Genomic DNA, 1,645 nt, shown 5'->3' with positions numbered 1-1,645 from the left:
TTCTTCTAATTTGTTATCATGTAATTTGTGTAGACACTCGTGAAACCGAAGTTTCCATTAAACTGTTTTTACTTCAAGATAAGGAGGTGATCCAACCCCAGGTTCCCCTAGGGTTACCTTGTTACGACTTCACCCCAGTCATGAAACACAAAGTGGTGACCGTCCTCCCGAAGGTTAAACTAGCCACTTCTTTTGCATCCCACTCCCATGGTGTGACGGGCGGTGTGTACAAGGCCCGGGAACGTATTCACCGTAGCATTCTGATCTACGATTACTAGCGATTCCGACTTCATGGAGTCGAGTTGCAGACTCCAATCCGGACTACGACAAGCTTTGTGGGATTCGCTCCACCTCGCGGTATTGCTGCCCTCTGTACTTGCCATTGTAGCACGTGTGTAGCCCATCCCGTAAGGGCCATGATGACTTGACGTCGTCCCCACCTTCCTCCGGTTTATCACCGGCAGTCTCCTTAGAGTTCCCGCCATAACGCGCTGGCAAATAAGGATAGGGGTTGCGCTCGTTGCGGGACTTAACCCAACATTTCACAACACGAGCTGACGACAGCCATGCAGCACCTGTCTCACAGTTCCCGAAGGCACAAGTCTATCTCTAGTCTCTTCTGTGGATGTCAAGGGATGGTAAGGTTCTTCGCGTTGCATCGAATTAAACCACATGCTCCACCGCTTGTGCGGGCCCCCGTCAATTCATTTGAGTTTTAACCTTGCGGCCGTACTCCCCAGGCGGTCAACTTAATGCGTTAGCTCCGCTACCCACGGATCAAGTCCACAGACAGCTAGTTGACATCGTTTACGGCGTGGACTACCAGGGTATCTAATCCTGTTTGCTCCCCACGCTTTCGTGCCTCAGCGTCAGTATCTGTCCAGGTGGCCGCCTTCGCCACTGATGTTCCTTCCAATCTCTACGCATTTCACCGCTACACTGGAAATTCCACCACCCTCTACAGTACTCTAGTTTGCCAGTTCAAAATGCAGTTCCAAGGTTGAGCCCTGGGCTTTCACATCTTGCTTAACAAACCGCCTACGCACGCTTTACGCCCAGTAATTCCGATTAACGCTCGCACCCTCCGTATTACCGCGGCTGCTGGCACGGAGTTAGCCGGTGCTTCTTCTGTTGCTAACGTCACAGCGAGCAGCTATTAACTACCCACCTTTCCTCACAACTGAAAGTGCTTTACAACCCGAAGGCCTTCTTCACACACGCGGCATGGCTGCATCAGGCTTTCGCCCATTGTGCAATATTCCCCACTGCTGCCTCCCGTAGGAGTCTGGGCCGTGTCTCAGTCCCAGTGTGGCTGATCATCCTCTCAAACCAGCTAGAGATCGTCGCCTTGGTGAGCCATTACCTCACCAACTAGCTAATCTCACTTGGGCTAATCAAATGGCAAGAGGTTCCGAAGAATCCCCCTCTTTGGTCCGTAGACGTTATGCGGTATTAGCAGTCGTTTCCAACTGTTGTCCCCCACCATATGGCATATTCCCAAGCATTACTCACCCGTCCGCCGCTCGTCAGCAAAGTAGCAAGCTACTCTCTGTTACCGCTCGACTTGCATGTGTTAAGCCTGCCGCCAGCGTTCAATCTGAGCCATGATCAAACTCTTCAATTAAAAAATCGTTTGTGATGCTTA

The 1,645-nt window shown here is 51.3% G+C and carries 1 rRNA gene; it reads right to left on the bottom strand.

Annotated elements, in window-relative coordinates:
- Positions 1–79 precede the first annotated feature (79 nt).
- Positions 80–1,624, bottom strand: a 16S ribosomal RNA gene (locus H4J62_RS19885).
- Positions 1,625–1,645 lie beyond the last annotated feature (21 nt).

Origin of the sequence: Colwellia sp. BRX8-5, from assembly GCF_014077325.1 — a bacterium.
In the GTDB taxonomy this organism is placed as follows: Bacteria; Pseudomonadota; Gammaproteobacteria; order Enterobacterales; family Alteromonadaceae; genus Colwellia_A.
The sequence above is the reverse complement of the archived record's forward strand: the minus strand, read 5'-3'. Positions and strand labels throughout refer to the sequence as shown.